Origin of the sequence: Streptomyces sp. NPDC057654 (assembly GCF_042800135.1) — a bacterium.
Classification (GTDB): domain Bacteria; phylum Actinomycetota; class Actinomycetes; order Streptomycetales; family Streptomycetaceae; genus Streptomyces.
Genome location: NZ_JBHVHQ010001237.1, coordinates 1 through 1844 on the forward strand (window position 1 = coordinate 1; position 1844 = coordinate 1844).

1 protein-coding gene is annotated in these 1844 nt (G+C 75.8%); it reads left to right on the forward strand.

The genetic code is table 11. From position 1 onward, the window contains the following. Window positions 1-398 precede the first annotated feature (398 nt). On the forward strand, window positions 399-1631 hold the full coding sequence (locus tag ACFU99_RS42375) for a PP2C family protein-serine/threonine phosphatase (protein WP_384403793.1): 1233 nt from the start codon (window positions 399-401) through the stop codon (window positions 1629-1631). The last annotated feature ends 213 nt before the right edge of the window (window positions 1632-1844 follow it).

Here is a 1844-nt window from a genome sequence, read left to right on the forward strand (position 1 = left end):
GGCCGGGTGCGCCCCTCGCGCGTACATCGCGCCGCCGTCCGTCGGCGGACGCCGGAGAACGCCGAACAACACCGCACCTGAGCGCCGTGCCGCGCCCGGCGCTCCGGCCCGCGAGTCGGCGGAACGTGACGGTCCATGTGCGCGAATCCGCTCGTACAGCTCACACGATCGGGTGAGATCTCTACGCCAAGTGGTCACATGGACGCGTATGGTCGCGAGAATCGTGCGGGTCGTCCTGGCCCGTGTCGGGCTGAACCATCGGTCTTCCAGGCCCTGTCGCCGACCCCCGCCGTCCGTCCGCAGGACGGACCCCGCGCCGGACCCGCGGGGCATACGGAGGTCCGGCGGGGGGACCCGAGTCCGGGCGACCGCATCATTGGCTGCCAGGGGGGCCGACCATGATCGGTAAGGGAACGGCGGCGGGCGCGCGGCCGACGGCGGCGCGCCGTCGGTGGTTGTTCGTCTTCGTGCTGCCCGGCCTGTGGGTGCTGGGGGTGCTCGCCTGGGACGTGCTGTCCCCGTCCGGCGCGCAGGCCGTCCAGTTCCTCGCGGTCGCCCCGGCCATCGCCTGCGCCGGCACCGGCCGCCGGCGGTGCCTGGGCCTGGGCGGCGCGTGCGTGCTGTTCGCCCTCGTGCCGCTGGTGCCGCTGGGCCCCGTCAGCGGCGGCGAACTCATCAGCAGACTCGGCGCCTGCTGCGCGATCCTCGCCGTCGTCGGCGCCGGATACCTGGCCATGGCCCGCCGCCGCCGGCTGACCGCGGAGCTGGCCCGCGCCCGTGAGGTGGCGGCCACCGCGCAGGAGGCGCTGCTGTGCAGCCCCCCGTCGCGGCTCGACGGGCTGGCGCTCGCCGCCGGTCATCTCTCCGCCAGCGAGGGCGCGTTGATCGGCGGCGATCTCTACGCGGCGCTCGCCACCCCCTACGGCGTGCGGGTCGTCATGGGCGACGTGCGCGGCCACGGCCTCGCCGCGCTCGCCACGGTCGCCGCGATGCTCGGCAGCTTCCGGGAAGCGGCGCACTACGAGGCCGAACTGGGCGACGTGCTGCGCCGGTTGGAGCGTGCCCTCGGGCGGCACCTGCGGGAGCGGGCCAGGGCCGAGCCCGCGCCCGGCCGCGGCGGCGAGGCCGACCATATGGCCGCCGAGGAGTTCGTGACCGTCCTGCTGCTGGAGGTCCGCGCGGACGGCGAGGTCGCCGCGCTCAACTGCGGGCACCCCTGGCCGTACCGGCTGCACGCCCGGCCCGGGGGCGGCGGCCGCGTCACCGTCGAGACGATGGGGGAGACGATGCCGCCGCTCGGGATGTTCCCGCTCCCTGCCGACCTGACCGTCGGGCACGGCGCGCCGCTGCCGACCGGCGACGCGCTCGTCCTGCACACCGACGGGGTGGAGGACGCCCGCGACGGGAGCGGCGCGTTCTTCCCCCTCGGCCCCGCCCTCGTCCGCGCAGCGCGGAGCGCGCCCATCGTCCCGGCGGAGGTCATCGCGGGCGTACGGGCCGCGCTGCTGCGGCACACCGGAGGCCGGCTCTCCGACGACGCCGCCCTCCTCGTGGTCCGCAACGACCGGCAGCGGGTGCCGACCGGCTCGGGGGTGGTCCACCTCGCCGGCTCCGGCCGGTGCGGCAACTGACCCGGCCCCATCCCAACTCGCCCCGACAGAGCGCCGATCGCGCCGCACCCCACGACATATACCGGCGGAAAAACTTCACACCCCGTGCGAAGACCGCTCGATTACGCTGACCTCACCGAGCGGAACGACAGGGCGCGTCGGCTCCTCCCCCTCGTGTACGAACGGACCTCGCACCCGGCTGTCGCGGCCCAGCGCGGCCACCGGACCCTGCCG

Coding starts and splice junctions, on each gene's coding strand:
- ACFU99_RS42375 (WP_384403793.1), top strand. CDS start 399: ATGATCGGTAAGGGAACGGCGGCGGGCGCGCGGCCGACGGCGGCGCGC.